Annotated in this window: 9 protein-coding genes, 3 rRNA genes and 1 other annotated feature; of the genes, 3 read left to right on the top strand and 9 right to left on the bottom strand. The window is 55.9% G+C overall.

Annotated features, from left to right (window positions below; translation table 11 throughout):
- Positions 1-12 precede the first annotated feature (12 nt).
- The gene (gene dtd, locus QDI87_RS10450) at positions 13-456 is read right to left on the bottom strand and encodes a D-aminoacyl-tRNA deacylase (protein ID WP_278743239.1); all 444 of its coding nucleotides are present in this window, start codon (positions 454-456) and stop codon (positions 13-15) included.
- Positions 457-458: 2 nt separating this feature from the next.
- On the bottom strand, positions 459-1,412 hold the full coding sequence (locus QDI87_RS10445; protein ID WP_278743238.1) for an alpha/beta hydrolase: 954 nt from the start codon (positions 1,410-1,412) through the stop codon (positions 459-461).
- A 225-nt stretch (positions 1,413-1,637) separates the two neighbouring features.
- Between QDI87_RS10445 and QDI87_RS10440 the strand changes: the two genes are divergently transcribed.
- A complete protein-coding gene (locus QDI87_RS10440; protein WP_278743237.1) occupies positions 1,638-3,326 on the top strand; it encodes a glycoside hydrolase family 13 protein in 1,689 nt (562 codons plus the stop codon).
- A gap of 93 nt (positions 3,327-3,419) precedes the next feature.
- Here the strand turns inward: QDI87_RS10440 and QDI87_RS10435 are convergent, their stop codons facing one another.
- The 4 genes from QDI87_RS10435 to ileS form a co-directional block, all read right to left on the bottom strand.
- Entirely contained in the window at positions 3,420-5,087 is a 1,668-nt protein-coding gene (locus QDI87_RS10435) for a 2-isopropylmalate synthase (protein WP_055160888.1), read from the bottom strand.
- Positions 5,088-5,126: 39 nt separating this feature from the next.
- Positions 5,127-5,395: a binding site (T-box leader), on the bottom strand.
- 84 nt (positions 5,396-5,479) lie between these two features.
- Positions 5,480-6,001: an acyl-CoA thioesterase gene (locus QDI87_RS10430; protein WP_036378093.1), complete on the bottom strand. Its 522-nt coding sequence runs from the start codon at positions 5,999-6,001 to the stop codon at positions 5,480-5,482.
- Positions 6,002-6,149: 148 nt separating this feature from the next.
- The gene (locus tag QDI87_RS10425; RefSeq protein WP_051652259.1) at positions 6,150-6,536 is read right to left on the bottom strand and encodes a metal-sensing transcriptional repressor; all 387 of its coding nucleotides are present in this window, start codon (positions 6,534-6,536) and stop codon (positions 6,150-6,152) included.
- 140 nt (positions 6,537-6,676) lie between these two features.
- Positions 6,677-9,808, bottom strand: a complete 3,132-nt coding sequence (gene ileS / locus QDI87_RS10420) for an isoleucine--tRNA ligase (RefSeq protein WP_278743233.1) — start codon at positions 9,806-9,808, stop codon at positions 6,677-6,679.
- Between the two features lie 418 nt (positions 9,809-10,226).
- On the opposite strand from ileS, the gene lgt reads away from it, so the two are divergent.
- Positions 10,227-11,036, top strand: a complete 810-nt coding sequence (gene lgt, locus QDI87_RS10415) for a prolipoprotein diacylglyceryl transferase (protein ID WP_055160794.1) — start codon at positions 10,227-10,229, stop codon at positions 11,034-11,036.
- A gap of 71 nt (positions 11,037-11,107) precedes the next feature.
- On the top strand, positions 11,108-11,566 hold the full coding sequence (locus tag QDI87_RS10410; protein WP_055160791.1) for an S-adenosylmethionine decarboxylase family protein: 459 nt from the start codon (positions 11,108-11,110) through the stop codon (positions 11,564-11,566).
- Positions 11,567-11,687: 121 nt separating this feature from the next.
- On the opposite strand, the gene rrf is transcribed toward QDI87_RS10410, so the two are convergent.
- The 3 genes from rrf to QDI87_RS10395 all read right to left on the bottom strand — a co-directional run bounded on the left by rrf (position 11,688) and on the right by QDI87_RS10395 (position 16,674).
- Positions 11,688-11,804 (bottom strand): 5S ribosomal RNA (gene rrf, locus QDI87_RS10405).
- Between the two features lie 68 nt (positions 11,805-11,872).
- Positions 11,873-14,793: ribosomal RNA gene (locus QDI87_RS10400) — 23S ribosomal RNA — on the bottom strand.
- Between the two features lie 230 nt (positions 14,794-15,023).
- Positions 15,024-16,674: ribosomal RNA gene (locus QDI87_RS10395) — 16S ribosomal RNA — on the bottom strand.
- Together the 16S, 23S and 5S rRNA genes form the textbook arrangement of a ribosomal RNA operon.
- Between the last annotated feature and the right edge of the window lie 261 nt (positions 16,675-16,935).

The raw sequence follows: 16,935 nt of genomic DNA, 5'->3' as shown, positions 1-16,935 counted from the left end.
CTGACTCCATTCTCACAAACAATCGGTATCAAAGAGCAGAGTGACCGGGCCGTCATTGACAGAAGCCACCTTCATATCCGCGCCGAATTCACCGTGCTCCACCCGGAAGCCCTTCGCGCGCAAATTCTCCATGAAGCGCTCGTAGAGCGGCTCCGCAAGCTCCGGCTTGGCCGCGTGCGAGAATCCCGGGCGGCGCTTCTTGAGGTCGGCGTAGAGCGTGAACTGCGAGATGACGAGGAAGGCTCCGCCCACCTGGTCGATGCTCAGGTTCATCTTACCCGCCTCATCCGAGAAGACGCGCACATGGGCAATCTTCTCGGCCAGGCGGTCGCAGGACGCATCATCATCATCAGGGCCAACGCCGAGCAGGACGAGAAAGCCCTGTCCTATGGCACCGCACACCTTGCTCTCAATCTCAACGGATGCCTGCTGCACCCTTGTCACAACTGCTTTCATTCTCATTCCTCCATATAGGGCTTCACGAATTTCCGGATGGTCCGGAAGTACGTCTGCTGATCTGCCTGACTCGCCGCCGCGTGCACGGCCCCCGGTATCATCAGCAGTTCCTTTTTCGGCGCATTGGCCGCCGCGTAGAGCTGCTCCGCCATGTTCGGTGGCACGAGCGTGTCCTTCGTGCCGTGGATGAAGAGGATTGGCACGCGGGCATGGCGCACAGCATCAATCGGCGCCGCATCGTGCAGGTTGAAACCCGCCACCTTCTCGCAGCGCCAGTTCAGGAGATTCATGGCCGGGAAGGCGGGCAGGCCGAACGAGTTCTCCATCTGCATGGCGATGAGCTCATCCGCATTCGTGTAGCCGCAGTCCTCCACCGCCGCGACGACTTCCGGCGGCAGATCCTCGCGGCCCGCGGCCATCATGACCGTCGCCGCCCCCATCGAGACGCCGTGCAGCACGATCTTGGCCTGCGGATAGAGCTCAGCGACCTTCTTCGCCCAGAGCACGATGTCCTCGCTCTCGCGGTAGCCGAGCGTCAGATAGCGCCCGCCGCTGAGCCCCGAGGCCCGCAGGTCCGGCGTCAGCACGTGGTAGCCCATCGATAGGTAATGCTCCGCGATGTAGTAGGAATTCTGCTGCGTGCAGCCGTAGCCGTGCGCGACGATGACCCACTTGTCCGTCGCGCGCTCCGGCTTGAAATGCGTCGCCGCGAGGTAGATGCCGTCCTCCGACTCGATGTTCCAGTTCTCCGAAGCGTAGTTCGGCTTGTCGAAATGGCGCGCCTCCGGCGGCATCAGCAACGCATAGGCCCGCGGGGGCTCCTGCGGATTCTCCGCCGTCCCGCGCTCCAGGCCGAAGTGCACGCAGTAATTGCCAATAAAATATCCCGCCTCGATGACAAGCGCCGCCGTCACGATGACTGCCGTCAAGAGGCAGGATATGAGGATCTTCTTCATAAAAGCGTCAAGAACCACCTTTCTGCTCTGCCAAAATGTGCTTCTATTATATCATCATTATCGGGAAAAAAGGTGGCATCTACCAAAATTTTTCCCCGTTCTCCCAGCCGCCTCGCAGGCCGCATATGGAACGAGGTCCGCATTCTGTATCAGTCCCGCATAGGAAATCCACACGGGAAGGGCGAATACGTCTAGGAAAAAGAACTCAACAGGAGGCATTCACATATGGCAGAAGAACAGAAGGCCTGGTGGAAAGAGGCCGTCATCTATCAGATTTATCCGCGCAGTTTCCAGGATTCGAACGGCGACGGCATCGGCGACCTGCCTGGCATCACGCGCCGCATCCCGTATCTCAAGAAGCTCGGCGTCGATGTCATCTGGCTCTCCCCGATCTACCAGTCGCCCAACGACGACAACGGCTACGACATCTCCGACTACCGCGCCATCATGAAGGACTTCGGCACGATGGCCGACTTCGACACGCTGCTGAAGACGGCACATGAAGCGGGCATCAAGCTCGTCATGGACCTTGTCGTCAACCACACGTCCGACGAGCACGCCTGGTTCATCGAGAGTCGCAAGTCCCGCACGAACCCGTACCGCGACTTCTACATCTGGAAGGACGGACGAGACGGCAAGGAACCGAACAACTGGGAGTCGTACTTCAGCGGCCCGGCCTGGCAGTACGATGCGGCGACGGACCAGTACTACCTGCACTGCTTCTCCAAGAAGCAGCCGGACCTCAACTGGGAGAACACGAAGGTGCGCGATGCCGTCTTCGACATGATGACCTGGTGGTGCGAGAAGGGCATCGACGGCTTCCGCATGGATGTCATCTCGATGATTTCCAAGGACCAGTCCTTCCCGGACGGTCCCCTCAAGGCAGACGGCTACGGCGACCTCTCGCCGCACGTCTGCAACGGGCCGCGCGTCCACGAGTACCTGCAGGAAATGAACGATCGCGTGCTCTCGCATTACGACCTGCTGACCGTCGGCGAGGCAGCGGGCGTCACGATCGACGAGGCCAAGAAGTACGCCCGCAGCGACGGCAAGGAACTCGGCATGGTCTTCCAGTTTGAGCACGTCGGCCCGGAAAACGGCAAGGGCAGCATCATCGACAAGTGGACGACGGGCAAACCGCAGATGCCGGATGTCCGCGCCATCCTCAACAAGTGGCAGCTGGAGCTTGAGGGCAAGGCCTGGAACTCGCTCTACCTCGACAATCACGACCAGCCGCGCTGCGTTTCGATGTTCGGCAACGACAGCCCCGAGTGGCGCGTGCTCTCCGCCAAGATGCTCGCGACTTGCCTGCACATGCAGAAGGGCACGCCCTACATCTACCAGGGCGAAGAGCTCGGCATGACGAACACGACGTTCCACTCGCTCGCTGACTGCCAGGACCTCGAGGAGATCAACGCCTGGCACCAGTACGTCGACGAGCAGAAGAAGGTCACGCCCGAGACGATGCTCACGTGCTTCAACACAGTCGCCCGCGACAATGCGCGCACACCAATGCAGTGGGATGCCAGCGACAATGCCGGCTTTACCGACGGCACGCCGTGGCTCGCCGTCAATCCGAACTACAAGACGATCAACGCCGAGGCCGCGCTCAAGGATCCCGATTCCACCTTCTACTACTACCAGAAGCTCATCCGCCTGCGCCACGCCTACCCGATCATCGTCTACGGCACCTTCGAGCCCCTCTTGGAGGAAGACCCGTGCGTCTATGCCTTTGCACGTCACCTGGATGGTGAGACGCTCCGCGTCGCCTGCAACTGGACCGATAAGGAAGTCCCCTGCACGCTGTTTGAAGGGCTCGAGGGCGAGACGCTGATCTCCAACTACGAGCAGCACAAGGCGGACTGCCTGCAGCCGTATGAAGCGCGCGTGCTCCTGACGAGAGACGCCCGATGACCAGCTGGACCTCTCAATCACTCGAACACACAAAAATCCGGACCAATCGCTTGGCCCGGATTTTCTTTTGATATACATATGTACTTACGGTTATTACTTGCCTGCCTTCATGCGGTTGATGGCGCTGATCAAGGCCTGGATGGATGCCGTGATGATATCCGTGTCCATGCCGGCGCCCCAGGTGATGTGGCCGTCGTCGTTCGTGATGCCGATGTAGGCCATCGCGCGGCTATTCTGGCCGATCTCCAGCGCATGCTCGCTGTACGTCAGATCCTTGTAGGCAATGTCGAGGTTTGCCTGCAGCGCATTGGAGACGGCGTCGAGGCGGCCGTTGCCGCGTGCGAGGAAGGTCTTCGGCTCGCCGTTGACAAAGATATCGACCGTGCCCTTGCGCGTGCCGTCCGGCTCCTTCTGGAGCAGGAAGTCATGGAGCTTGTACGGCGTATCGACGTTGACGTACTCATCCTGGAAGATCTGGTAGATCTCATCCGGCATGAGTTCCTTGTGCTTGTGGTCGGAAACGCCTTTGACGCAGTAACCGAAGTCCTCGCGCATCTTCTTCGGCATGTCGATGCCGTATTTCTGCTCCATGATGAAGCCGACGCCGCCCTTGCCGGACTGGCTGTTGATGCGGATGACGTCGCCGTCGTACTCGCGGCCGACATCCTTCGGGTCGATGTAGAGGTACGGCAGTGTCCACTTTTCCGGATTCTTCTCTTCCTTCCAGTGCATGCCCTTCGCGATGGCATCCTGATGGGAGCCGGAGAAGGCGGCGAAGACGAGGTCGCCGGCGTACGGCTGGCGCGGCGAGACGTGCATGCGCGTGACGCGCTCGTACATCTCGACGAGTTCCGGCATATTCGAGAAGTCGAGCTGCGGATCGACGCCGAGTGCGAACATGTTCATGGCAACCGTGATGATGTCGACGTTGCCCGTGCGCTCGCCGTTGCCGAACAGCGTGCCCTCGATGCGGTCCGCACCGGCCAGCATGCCCATCTCGGCATCAGCTACGCCGCAGCCGCGGTCATTGTGCGGATGGAGCGAGAGCACGACATTGTCGCGGTACTTGAGGTGCTTGTTCATGTAGGCGACCTGCGTCGCGAAGACGTGCGGCATGCTCATCTCGATGGTCGCCGGCAGGTTGATGATGGCCTTGCGGTCAGCCGTCGGTTTCCAGACATCGAGGACGGCATTGCAGACCTCAAGTGCGTACTCCGGCTCCGTGCCCGTGAAGGACTCCGGCGAATACTCGAAGCGGTAGTTCGCACCGGCCTCTTCCGTCAGCTGCTGCAGGAGCTTTGCACCATCGACAGCCATCTGCTTGATCTGTTCCTTGTTCTTGCGGAAGACCTGCTGGCGCTGTGCAACAGAAGTCGAGTTGTAGACGTGGACGATGGCGTTCTTGACACCCTTGAGGGCATCGAACGTCTTGCGGATGATGTGCTCGCGTGCCTGCGTGAGGACCTGTACCGTCACATCGTCTGGGATCAGGTCTTCCTCTACGAGGCGGCGCAGGAACTCGAACTCCGTTTCCGATGCAGCCGGGAAGCCGATCTCGATTTCCTTGAAGCCGACTTTGAGGAGCATCTTGTAGAATTCCATCTTCTCGTCAAGGCTCATCGGGATGACGAGCGACTGGTTGCCATCGCGAAGGTCAACGCTGCACCAGATTGGCGCATGGTCTGGGGCATCCTTCTTCGCCCACTCCAGGTCAATCTCCGGCGGCATGAAATAACCTTTGCTGTACTTCTGATAATTCATCATTTGACAAAACCTCCCCAAATAGAAAAGCCCCCCGTCTCATGAGACGAAGGGCTGTACCTGCGTGTTACCACTCAAATTCATACTCCTTGCGGAGTACCTCTACGGATTCTAGCAAATCCTCCTGCTGTAACGGTCAGGCTCCGTCCCTGCCTAATCATGCACTCACTGCATACAATCGTGTACGCCGATGCACTTTCAGCGAGCTGCTTCAAGGTGAGTTCCAGATCCTTTCTCGACTGCCTCGCACCAGACGGCAGCTCTCTGATCGTTCCGGGGTCCTTACTATTCCTCTTCAACGCATTTCCCTGTGTTGGGTACTAGAATAGCACAGGAGAAACTGTTTTGCAAGCATTTTTTGTAAATCTGTAAACTTTTTTACAGGTCTGCGCTCATTTCTTCTCTTCTGGCTCGCGCAGCGTCTTCTTGGCCTGGCTGAGCTTCTTCTCGACCTCGCGCTGCTGGCGCTTCTGCTCCTTGTGCGCCTCATAGCGGCGGCGGCCTTCCTCAAAGGCCTTTCTCGCCTCTTCCGTGTCGATGATGAGCGGCGGCACAGCCTTCGGGCGCGAATTGCGGTCGAGAGCGACCATCGTGAAGTAGGCTGTCAGTGCGCGCTGCGGCTTGCCCTCCTGATCGAGATCCTCTACATCGACGTTTACCGTGACTTCCATCGAGCTGTGGCCGACGAAGACAATCTCTGCCGTGCAGGTGACGAGGTCGCCGACGAGGATCGGCAGATGGAACTCGAGCTCGTCCACGCGAGCCGTAACGACATTGCAGCGCGCGTACTTGCGCGTCACGGCATAAGCCGCCGAGTCCATCATCTTCATGATATCGCCGCCGTAGATGTTGCCGCTCGGGTTCGTCTGGTTCGGCATCATGACCTGGCTGATTATGAGTTTATTCTGTGCCATGGAAAAACCTCCTGATCTATCGATGCAGAGCACGCGCTCCGCTCATGTTATAGAAATGATATACGGACATATTGCCTATAGGATACAGGACTAGGATATAGGATTCACACGGGAAATACCGTGACTGACTCACAAAACCGCGCGCACCTCACTTGATGAAGCGGTCAATAGCCCGGTTGAGCTGGTCCAATGCCTCTTGGTCGTTGTCGCGCACGGCATCGACGATGCAGTGCTCGAGATGGTCCTTGAGGATGATGCGGCTGACGCCCTTGATGGCGCTGTCGACCGCCGAGAGCTGCACGAGCACCTCGCTGCAGTCGCGCCCGTCCTCGATCATGTGCTTGATGGATTCGAGGTGGCCGATGAGCCGCGCCATGCGGTTGAGCACCGCCTTCGTCTGCGTGTGGCTGTGCTGATGGCCGTGCGCGCCATGTGTATGGTGGAGCACCGTGCCATCGGCCAGCACATGGATATGTTCCGTATGTCCATCCTGTCCATGATGTCCATTGTCCTGATTTCGATTGTTCTCGTTCATTCGCTTCAGTATCACCTGCCTGGTATTCTCGTTGCAAAGGACTATTGTCTATATTCGTGTTTTACTTCTGTTTTTCCTTCTTTCCCGCAATAAAAAAATCTCCTCATCAAGAGGAGATCTTTTTATGGTCAGCGGGGAAATCAGTCAACCGAGAGGGTCACCGTCTCACCGTTGATGTTCCACTCTTTCTCGTGGCCGGACGTCGTGCCGTACGTGACTTCGTCAGCGAGCGTGATGTCCTTGAGGAAGCTCTCGTTCTTCTTGACGAGGTTCTCGAGCTTCTCGTTGCCCTTGAGGCCGACCTTGATGTGATCCGTGACCTCATAGCCATTTTCCTTGCGCATCGTCTGGACCTTGCTGATGATCTCGCGGACAAAGCCCTCTTCGAGCAGCTCTTCGCTGAGCGTCGTCTCCAGCGCAATCGTCACGCCGTTGTAGCGCTGGCAGTTGAAGCCCTCCGTCTGGGCCATCGTGACCTCGACGTCTTCCGGCAGCAGCGTGATATCGCCGTCCGGCAGTGCGACGACGAGCTTGCCCGTCGTGTCAAGTTCTTCCTTGGCCTTGTGGCCGTTGACGGCCTTCAGGGCCTTCTGGATGGCACCCATCTTCTTGCCGACCTTCGGTCCGAGGACGCGGAACTGCGGCTTGAAGCTGTACGTCAGGTAGGCCTCCATGTCATCCTTGAAGACGACTTCCTTGACATTGAGCTCTTCTTCGACGATCTCCTTGTAGAAGTCCGGCAGCACGACAGGCGCCTTGACGTACATCTTGCCGATTGGCTGGCGGTTCTTGATGTTGGCCTCATTGCGCGCAGCGCGGCCGAGCACGACAATCTCGAGGACCTCGCCCATGTTCTTCTCGAGGTCTTTGTCGATATGTGCTTCGTTGACCTGCGGGAAGTCGCAGAGGTGGACAGACTCCGGAGCCGTCTTGTCGATGCTGCAGACGAGGTTGCGGTAGATGGACTCCGTCATGAATGGGATCATCGGCGCAGCGGCCTTAGCCGTCGTGACGAGTGCCGTGTAGAGCGTCATGTAGGCATTGATCTTGTCCTGCTCCATGCCCTTTGCCCAGAAGCGGCTGCGGCTGCGGCGGACATACCAGTTCGAGAGCTCGTCGACGAACTCCTCGAGTGCCTTGGCCGCTTCCGTCACGCGATAGTTCGTGAGGTCGTAGTCGACATCCTTGACCATCGTGTTGAGGCGCGAGAGGCACCACTTGTCCATGACCGGCAGCTTATCGTAGTCGAGCGTGTACTTCGTCGCATCGAAGTTGTCGATGTTGGCGTAGAGCACGAAGAATGCGTACGTGTTCCAGAGTGTGCCCATGAATTTGCGCTGGCCTTCCTGGACGGCATCGTCATGGAAGCGGTTCGGCAGCCACGGTGCGCTGTTCTCGTAGAAATACCAGCGGATGGCGTCAGCGCCGTGCTTCTGCAGCGCCTCCATCGGATCGACGGCATTGCCCTTCGACTTCGACATCTTGCGGCCTTCCTTGTCCTGGACATGGCCGAGGACGATGACATTGCGGTACGGTGCCTTGTGGAAGAGCAGCGTCGAGATGGCGATCAGCGAGTAGAACCAGCCGCGCGTCTGGTCGACGGCCTCCGAGATGAAGTCTGCCGGGAAGCGCTTCTCGAAGATGTCCTTGTTGTCGAACGGATAGTGCCACTGTGCGAACGGCATGGAGCCCGAGTCGAACCAGCAGTCGATGACTTCCTTGACGCGGTGCATCTCCTTGCCGCACTCCGGGCACTTGATCGTGACCTTGTCGATGTACGGGCGGTGCAGCTCGATGTCATCCGGGCAGTTCGAGCTCATGGACTTGAGCTCCTCGATTGAGCCGATGACATGCTGATGACCACATTCGCACTGCCATACCGGCAGCGGCGTGCCCCAGTAACGGTTGCGCGAGAGGCCCCAGTCCTGTACGTGCTCGAGCCAGTTGCCGAAGCGGCCCTCGCCGATGGACTTCGGGATCCAGTTGACCGTCTTGTTGTTGGCGACAAGCTCATCCTTGACAGCCGTCATCTTGATGAACCAGGTCGGGAACGAATAGTAGAGCAGCGGCGTGTCGCAGCGCCAGCAGTGCGGATAGCTGTGCGTGAATTCCGGTGCCTTGAAGAGCAGGCCCTTCTTCTCAAGATCAGCGAGTATCAGTGGGTCTGCTTTCTTGACGAAGATGCCCGGCCAGTCCGTCTCGGCCGTGAGCTCGCCCTTGCTGTTGACGAGGTTGACAAAGGCGACACCGTATTTCTGGCAGACGCGGTTATCGTCTTCGCCGTATGCCGGAGCCATGTGGACGATGCCCGTGCCGTCTTCCGTCGTGACGTAGTCATCGCAGGTCACGATGAATGCCTTCTTGCCGCGCTGGTTCTTGACCTTCTCGACAGCGAACGGGTAGAGCGGCTCGTACTCGCGGAACTCGAGGTCCTTGCCCTTGTATCTCTCGAGCACCTTGCGCTCACCCTCGACGCCCTCAAAGACCGTGTCGACGAGCGCCTCGGCGAGGATGTACTTCTTATCGCCGACCTGCACCTTGACATAGTCGACCGATGGGTTCACGCAGAGCGCCATGTTCGACGGCAGCGTCCACGGCGTCGTCGTCCAGGCGAGGAACGAGCAGTCGTCGTCCTTGGCCTTGAACTCGACCATGGCCGAACGCTCCGTGACATCCTTGTAACCCTGAGCGACTTCGTGCGAGGAGAGCGGTGTGCCGCAGCGCGGGCAGTACGGAACGACCTTGTAGCCTTCATAGAGCAGGCCCTTCTTCCAGATTTCCTTGAGTGCCCACCACTCCGACTCGATGAAGTCGTTCTCATACGTGATGTAGGGGTGCTCCATGTCGGCCCAGAAACCGACGACATCGGAGAACTGCTCCCACATGCCCTTGTACTTCCAGACGGACTCACGGCACTTCTTGACGAACGGCTCGATGCCGTACGCCTCGATCTGCTCCTTGCCGTTGATGCCGATCTGCTTCTCGACTTCGAGCTCGACCGGCAGGCCGTGCGTATCCCAGCCAGCCTTCCTGAGGACCTTCTTGCCCTTCATCGAAGCGAAGCGCGGCAGCATGTCCTTGATGACGCGCGTCAGGACATGGCCGATATGCGGCTTGCCGTTGGCCGTCGGCGGGCCATCATAGAACGTGAAGGTATCGCAGCCCTCACGCTGGTCGATTGCCTTCTGTGCGATGTCGTTTGCTTTCCAGAAATCGCGGATCTCTTTCTCGCGCTCCACGAAATTCAGGTTCGTATCTACTTTCTTATACAAACAGAATGCCTCCTCACATATGAAAAGCCTGCACCCAAATAGGATGCAGGCTCATGATACCTACAGGATAACCACCTATTCATTCCACGCACCACCATGCGCTGTCCCGTAACGGGGGATACCGGCAAAGCCTACTCAATCATTCAGCCCGCTGCTCCGGAGTGATCTTCCCCTGCAGGTACGCACGCCCGGCTCTCACCTCGCCCGGTTCGCTTCCGCTCTCCCCGCAGTCTACTCTCTCCATCGATGCATTTACATGTTGACACGGTTTATTGTACCACAGGGATAGACATATTTCAAATACAAATTGCACCGTGCCGCTTCCCTTCTCAAGCCATCCCGTTTGGGCTATAATGAAGATTGTTTGAGTCATCATGAACGAATCATGACAGAAAGAAAAAGAAAAGGAAGGTATCTTATGCATCAGTATCTTTTCTATATCGGAGACTTCCCGATCCGGGCGTACGGCCTCGTGCTGTCTCTCTCGATCATCCTCGCGACAGGCGTCGGCTACTTCCTCGCCAAGGCAGATGGACGCGGCTACGAGAAACACATCGTCGACCTCGGCATCTACTGCGGCGTCGCGGGACTGCTCGGCGCACGCCTCTGGGACGTTTTCTTCTTCGACTGGGATTACTACAGCCATCATCTGACCGAGTTGCTGAACGTCTGGCAGGGTGGTATGGCCATCCAGGGCGGCGTCTTCCTCGGCGTCTTGACGGGTGTCTGGTACTGCCGCCGCCACCATCTCGACACTGTCCATCTCATGGATGTGCTCGCCCCGGCCATCATCCTCGGCCAGTCGCTCGGCCGCTGTGCCAATCTGCTGAACGGCGATGCCTTTGGGGCGCCGACCGGCACTTCCTTCGGCATCATCTACCCGGTGACGACGCTCGCACATCACACGTACGGCGATCAGCCGCTCTGGCCTGCCGAAGTCTGGGAAGGCCAGCTCGATGTCGTCATCTTCGCCCTGCTGCTTCTCTTCCGCACGACAGAGCATGCGAAAGGACAATGCTTCGCCCTCTACGTCATGCTCTACAGCCTCGCGCGCTTCGGCCTCGAATTCCTGCGCGGCGACTACACCGAGAAGGTATTCGGCCTCGTCACGAGCGCACAGGCCACAAGCATCGCGGCCTTCACCATCGCCGCCATCTTCTTCATCGGCCTGCGGCTATATGAAAAGAAACCGAAAAAAATCAGAACAAATCCTCGCCATAAAGTTTGACGGAACCGAATCCCATCTACTATAATGGAACATGGAATCATAAAAAAACACATGAAGGAGCCGACGAATTCATGAAAATCTTAGCACGTCATCTCACGGTCGATCTCTTCAACTGCAAGAACAGCAAGCTCAAGGACATCGACCAGATCAAAGCCTATACGACAGAACTGCCGGGGCACTTTGCCCTGACAAAGATCTCTGAATGCTCCGAGCATCTGACGGAGGATCACTATGCTATCATGATGCTCTTCCGCGAGGGCCACATGGTCCTGCACATCTACACCAAGCTCAAGTACGTCGCCATCGACATCTTCCTTTGCCAGGAAAACGCTGAACCAGAGCATATTGCCAAGGAGATGCGCGATTTCTTCAAGCCGGACAAGACGAAGACCACGCTCTTGAAGCGCGGCGACTTCGGCTCTGCCAAGGACATCCGCCCCAAAGTCAAGACGCGCGTCGCTCCGCTGCGCAAAATCCACAATACGGGCGCCAAGGTCCTGCGCGTACTGGCCCGCCGCAACCGCCAGTAAATCAAGAGTAAAGAGAAAAAGGGATTTGCCCTGAGTCATGCGCTCAGGGCAAATCCCTTTTTTATGGTTCCGGATGTGGAACGGATACAAAAAGGGCTCCGCCTCAGCGGAGCCCCTGCTTAACCGGCAACTTCCTATCCTCCCAGTCCGTCTCCAGACAAGTACTTTCGGCCTCTGAATGCTTAACTACTGTGTTCGGTATGGGAACAGGTGGAACCATTCAGGCATCATCACCGGATATTTTATTTGAATGCTTGCACATTCAAAACTATACAGAAGAAACTACTCTGCGAACATTTCAGTTCTCTAGTTAAGCCCTCGACATATTAGTAGTAGTCAGCTTCATGCCTTGCAGCACTTCCACATCTACCCTATCAACCTTGTCTTCTTCAAGGTGTCTTACTAGCTTGTGCTATGAGATACTTCATCTCGGGACGGGCTTCACGCTTAGATGCTTTCAGCGTTTATCCCTTCCGGACGCAGCTACCCAGCTGTGCTTCTGGCGAAACAACTGGTACACCGGCGGTCCGTCCACTCCGGTCCTCTCGTACTAGGAGCAGTCTCCCTCATGTATCTTACGCCCGCGATGGATATGGACCGAACTGTCTCACGACGTTCTGAACCCAGCTCACGTACCACTTTAATGGGCGAACAGCCCAACCCTTGGGACCTGCTTCAGCCCCAGGATGTGATGAGCCGACATCGAGGTGCCAAACCTCCCCGTCGATATGGACTCTTGGGAGAGATTAGCCTGTTATCCCCAGGGTAGCTTTTATCCGTTGAGCGATGGCAATTCCACTCTCATTCCACCGGATCACTAAGCCCTACTTTCGTACCTGCTCGACCTGTATGTCTCGCAGTCAAGCTCCCTTCTGCCTTTATACTCTTCGCGCGATTTCTGTCCGCGCTGAGGGAACCTTTGGACGCCTCCGTTACTCTTTCGGAGGCGACCGCCCCAGTCAAACTGCCCACCTGATACTGTCCTCAGCTTCGTTACTTCTCGAGTTAGATCCCTAGCACATAAAGGTTGGTATCCCAACAGCGACTCCGATAAGCCTGGGGGCCTATCTTCTCCGTCTCCCAACTATCCTGTACGTTACATGCCAAAAATCAATGTCAGGCTGCAGTAAAGCTCCATGGGGTCTTTCTGTCCAGTCGCGGGTAACCTGCATCTTCACAGGTATTTCAATTTCACCGGGTCCCTCGTTGAGACAGTGCCCAAGTCGTTACACCTTTCGTGCGGGTCGGAACTTACCCGACAAGGAATTTCGCTACCTTAGGACCGTTATAGTTACGGCCGCCGTTTACTGGGGCTTCAATTCAAAGCTTCTTCTTGCGAATAACCTCTCCTCTTAACCTTCCAGCACCGGGCAGGTGTCAGCACCTATACGTCAGATTTCTCTTTAGCAGGCACCTGTGTTTGTGGTAAACAGTCGCTTGGGCTTCTCTTCTGCCGCCGGCTCCAGCTCCAACCGTGAAGGTCTTCACCAGCTCCGGCCATCCTTCTCCCGAAGTTACGGATGCATTTTGCCGAGTTCCTTAACGAGGGTTTTCCCGCGCACCTTAGGATTCTCTCCCCGCCTACCTGTGTCGGTTTTGGTACGGGTACATGATGTCTCGTTAGAAGCTTTTCTCGACAGTGTAGTACGCTTGAATTTGGATTGTACCGAAGTACGCTCCTATCTATCAGTTCTCGGCCTTGATGCAGGGATTTGCCTCTACATCAGCCTACCGCCTTCGACGCGCATTTCCAATCGCGCGCTCAAGCTCCTTGCTGTGTCACTCCATCCTCAAACAACATCATGCAGTACAGGAATTTTCGCCTGTTGTCCATCGCCTATACTTTATGCCTCGGCTTAGGTCCCGACTTACCCTGAGTCGACGAGCGTTGCTCAGGATCCCTTAGGCTTTCGGTGGATCCGATTCTCACGGATCGTTTCGCTACTCATACCAGCATTCTCACTTCCAAGTCGTCCAGCTGTCCTTCCGGTCCGCCTTCAACCAACTTGGAACGCTCCCCTACCCATGCTTGCGCATGCCGCGACTTCGGTTCTGTACTTGAGCCCCGGATATTTTCGGCGCAGGGCCTCTCGACCAGTGAGCTATTACGCACTCTTTGAATGGTGGCTGCTTCTGAGCCAACATCCTGGTTGTTTTGGAAGTCCTACATCCTTTTCCACTTAGTACAGCATTCGGGACCTTAGTCGGCGGTCTGGGCTGTTTCCCTTTTGAATACGGGTCTTATCACTCGCATTCTGACTCCCAGGCTCTTCTCATGAAGCCATTCGCAGTTTGACTAGGCTCGGTAAGCTTTACGCTCCCTTACCCGATCAGTGCTCTACCGTCTCCATGTGTTACCTGAGGCTAGCCCTAAAGCTATTTCGGGGAGAACCAGCTATCTCCACGTTCGATTGGCATTTCACCCCTATGCACAGCTCATCCCAAAGTTTTTCAACACTCACGGGTTCGGTCCTCCACTCATTTTTACCTGAGCTTCAACCTGGCCATGCATAGATCACTGTGGTTTCGGGTCTAATCCCAGAGACTTCCGCCCTATTCAGACTCGCTCTCGCTTCGGCTCCGCGTCTCCCGCTTAACCTCGCCTCTGAAATTAACTCGCCGGTTCATTCTTCAATAGGCACGCCGTCGCACATATAAAGTGCTTCGACTGCTTGTAGACATACGGTTTCAGGTTCTATTTCACTCCGCTCCCGCGGTTCTTTTCACCTTTCCCTCACGGTACTATGCGCTATCGGTCGTTCCGTAGTATTTTGCCTTGGATGGTGGTCCACCCTGCTTCCCACAAGGTTTCACGTGTCTCGTGGTACTCTGGATACCAGCCCATCAGCTCTGGATTTCGTCTACTGGAGTTTCACCGTCTATGCTCAGCCTTCCCAGACTGTTCGACTATCCCTGACTAATTTGATGCTGGTCCTCAACCCCGGTCGTCCGAAGACGTCCGGTTTGGGCTCTTCCCTGTTCGCTCGCCGCTACTGAGGGAATCTCGTTTGATTACTCTTCCTCCGGCTACTTAGATGTTTCAGTTCACCGGGTGTGCCGTCCATGTCACACATGGATGGTACGACATAACTCGTACCGGGTTGCCCCATTCGGAAATTCATGGATCAAAGCCTACTTGCGGCTCCCCATGACTTTTCGCAGCTTATCGCGTCCTTCATCGGCTCGGAACGCCTAGGCATCCACCATATGCCCTTTGTAGCTTAACTATTTGTTATGCCATAGGTTCATATAAATATGATGTCTATGCTTGAATCCTAAAATGTTCGTTCTAACCATTCTGTTCACACTGTCGTGCGACTCGATGATTTCGATACATTTCATTTCTTCTGTGTAGTTTTCAGTGTGCATTGAGGGTTGTTCCCTCAAAACTAGACAATGCAAGACCAGATGAACGACCTGAACTCTCAATCCCTTCCGGGATTGATGTTCTCCTTAGAAAGGAGGTGATCCAGCCGCACCTTCCGATACGGCTACCTTGTTACGACTTCACCCCAGTCATCGCCCCCACCTTAGACGGCTGCCTCCTTGCGGTTAGCCTGCCGGCTTCGGGTGTGAATGACTTCCGTGGTGTGACGGGCGGTGTGTACAAGGCCCGGGAACGTATTCACCGCAGTATGCTGACCTGCGATTACTAGCGATTCCAACTTCATGCAGGCGGGTTGCAGCCTGCAATCCGAACTGGGAGATGGTTTATGGGGTTCGCTTGGCCTCGCGGCTTCGCTGCTCTCTGTCCATCCCATTGTAGTACGTGTGTAGCCCAGGACATAAGGGGCATGATGACTTGACGTCATCCCCGCCTTCCTCCGCGTTGTCCGCGGCAGTCTCCTTTGAGTTCCCACCATTGCGTGCTGGCAACAAAGGATAGGGGTTGCGCTCGTTGCGGGACTTAACCCAACATCTCACGACACGAGCTGACGACAGCCATGCACCACCTGTTTTCGTGTCTCCGAAGAGAGGGGACTATCTCTAGCCCTTTCACTCAATGTCAAGCCCTGGTAAGGTTCTTCGCGTTGCGTCGAATTAAACCACATACTCCACCGCTTGTGCGGGCCCCCGTCAATTCCTTTGAGTTTCAGCCTTGCGGCCGTACTCCCCAGGCGGAATGCTTATTGCGTTAACTCCGGCACAGGAGGGGTCGATACCTCCTACACCTAGCATTCATCGTTTACGGCGTGGACTACCAGGGTATCTAATCCTGTTCGCTCCCCACGCTTTCGAGCCTCAGCGTCAGTTACAGTCCAGAAAGCCGCCTTCGCCACTGGTGTTCCTCCTAATATCTACGCATTTCACCGCTACACTAGGAATTCCGCTTTCCTCTCCTGCACTCAAGAAAGATAGTTTCCATCCCCTCACGGGGTTGAGCCCCGCACTTTTAAGATAGACTTACCTTCCCGCCTGCGCTCCCTTTACGCCCAATAATTCCGGACAACGCTCGCCACCTACGTATTACCGCGGCTGCTGGCACGTAGTTAGCCGTGGCTTTCTCGTCAGGTACCGTCATTCAGAACCCATATTCTGAGTCCTGACATTCGTCCCCGACAACAGAGCTTTACGAGTCGAAACCCTTCTTCACTCACGCGGCGTTGCTCCGTCAGGCTTGCGCCCATTGCGGAAGATTCCCCACTGCTGCCTCCCGTAGGAGTCTGGACCGTGTCTCAGTTCCAATGTGGCCGTTCATCCTCTCAGACCGGCTACTGATCGTCGCCTTGGTAAGCCGTTACCCCACCAACTAGCTAATCAGACGCAGACCCATCGTAAAGCGATAGCTTACAAGTAGAGGCCACCTTTAGTAGGATTCCCATGCGGAAACTCTACAACATTCGGTATTAGCAGTCCTTTCGAACTGTTGTCCCCATCTTTACGGCAGGTTGTCTACGCGTTACTCACCCGTTTGCCACTCGGCATCTTTTCATCACTCAGCCTTAAAGTTAAGCACTTTATAAAAGTGTGGTGAATGCTTCGCATTCACGACGCCTCTCATCAGTCCGCTCTTTAAAGTTCAGTGATGAAAATCTGCCTCGTACGACTTGCATGTGTTAAGCACGCCGCCAGCGTTCGTCCTGAGCCAGGATCAAACTCTCCATAAAATTTAGGAAAGCCTTGATTGGCTCAAATAATCTTTTTGGCCTGAACCTTGATAAATCAAAGCTCAGTAAAGAAATTGCCGATTGCTTATATTCATAATCAATCGATGTTTTAAAAACATCTGGCTTGAATCACAAATGATTCATGTTGCATTGTTTAGTTTTCAAAGAACAACTTTGTCTTTCGAAGCTCGCTTTCATTTGAAAGCTCTTTGCTTCAAGCGACTTTTATATCTTATCGCATCGAGCTGATCTTGTCAAGAA

The sequence above is a fragment of the Mitsuokella jalaludinii genome (assembly GCF_928722185.1).
In the GTDB taxonomy this organism is placed as follows: Bacteria; Bacillota; Negativicutes; order Selenomonadales; family Selenomonadaceae; genus Mitsuokella; species Mitsuokella jalaludinii.
The sequence above is the reverse complement of the archived record's forward strand: the minus strand, read 5'-3'. Positions and strand labels throughout refer to the sequence as shown.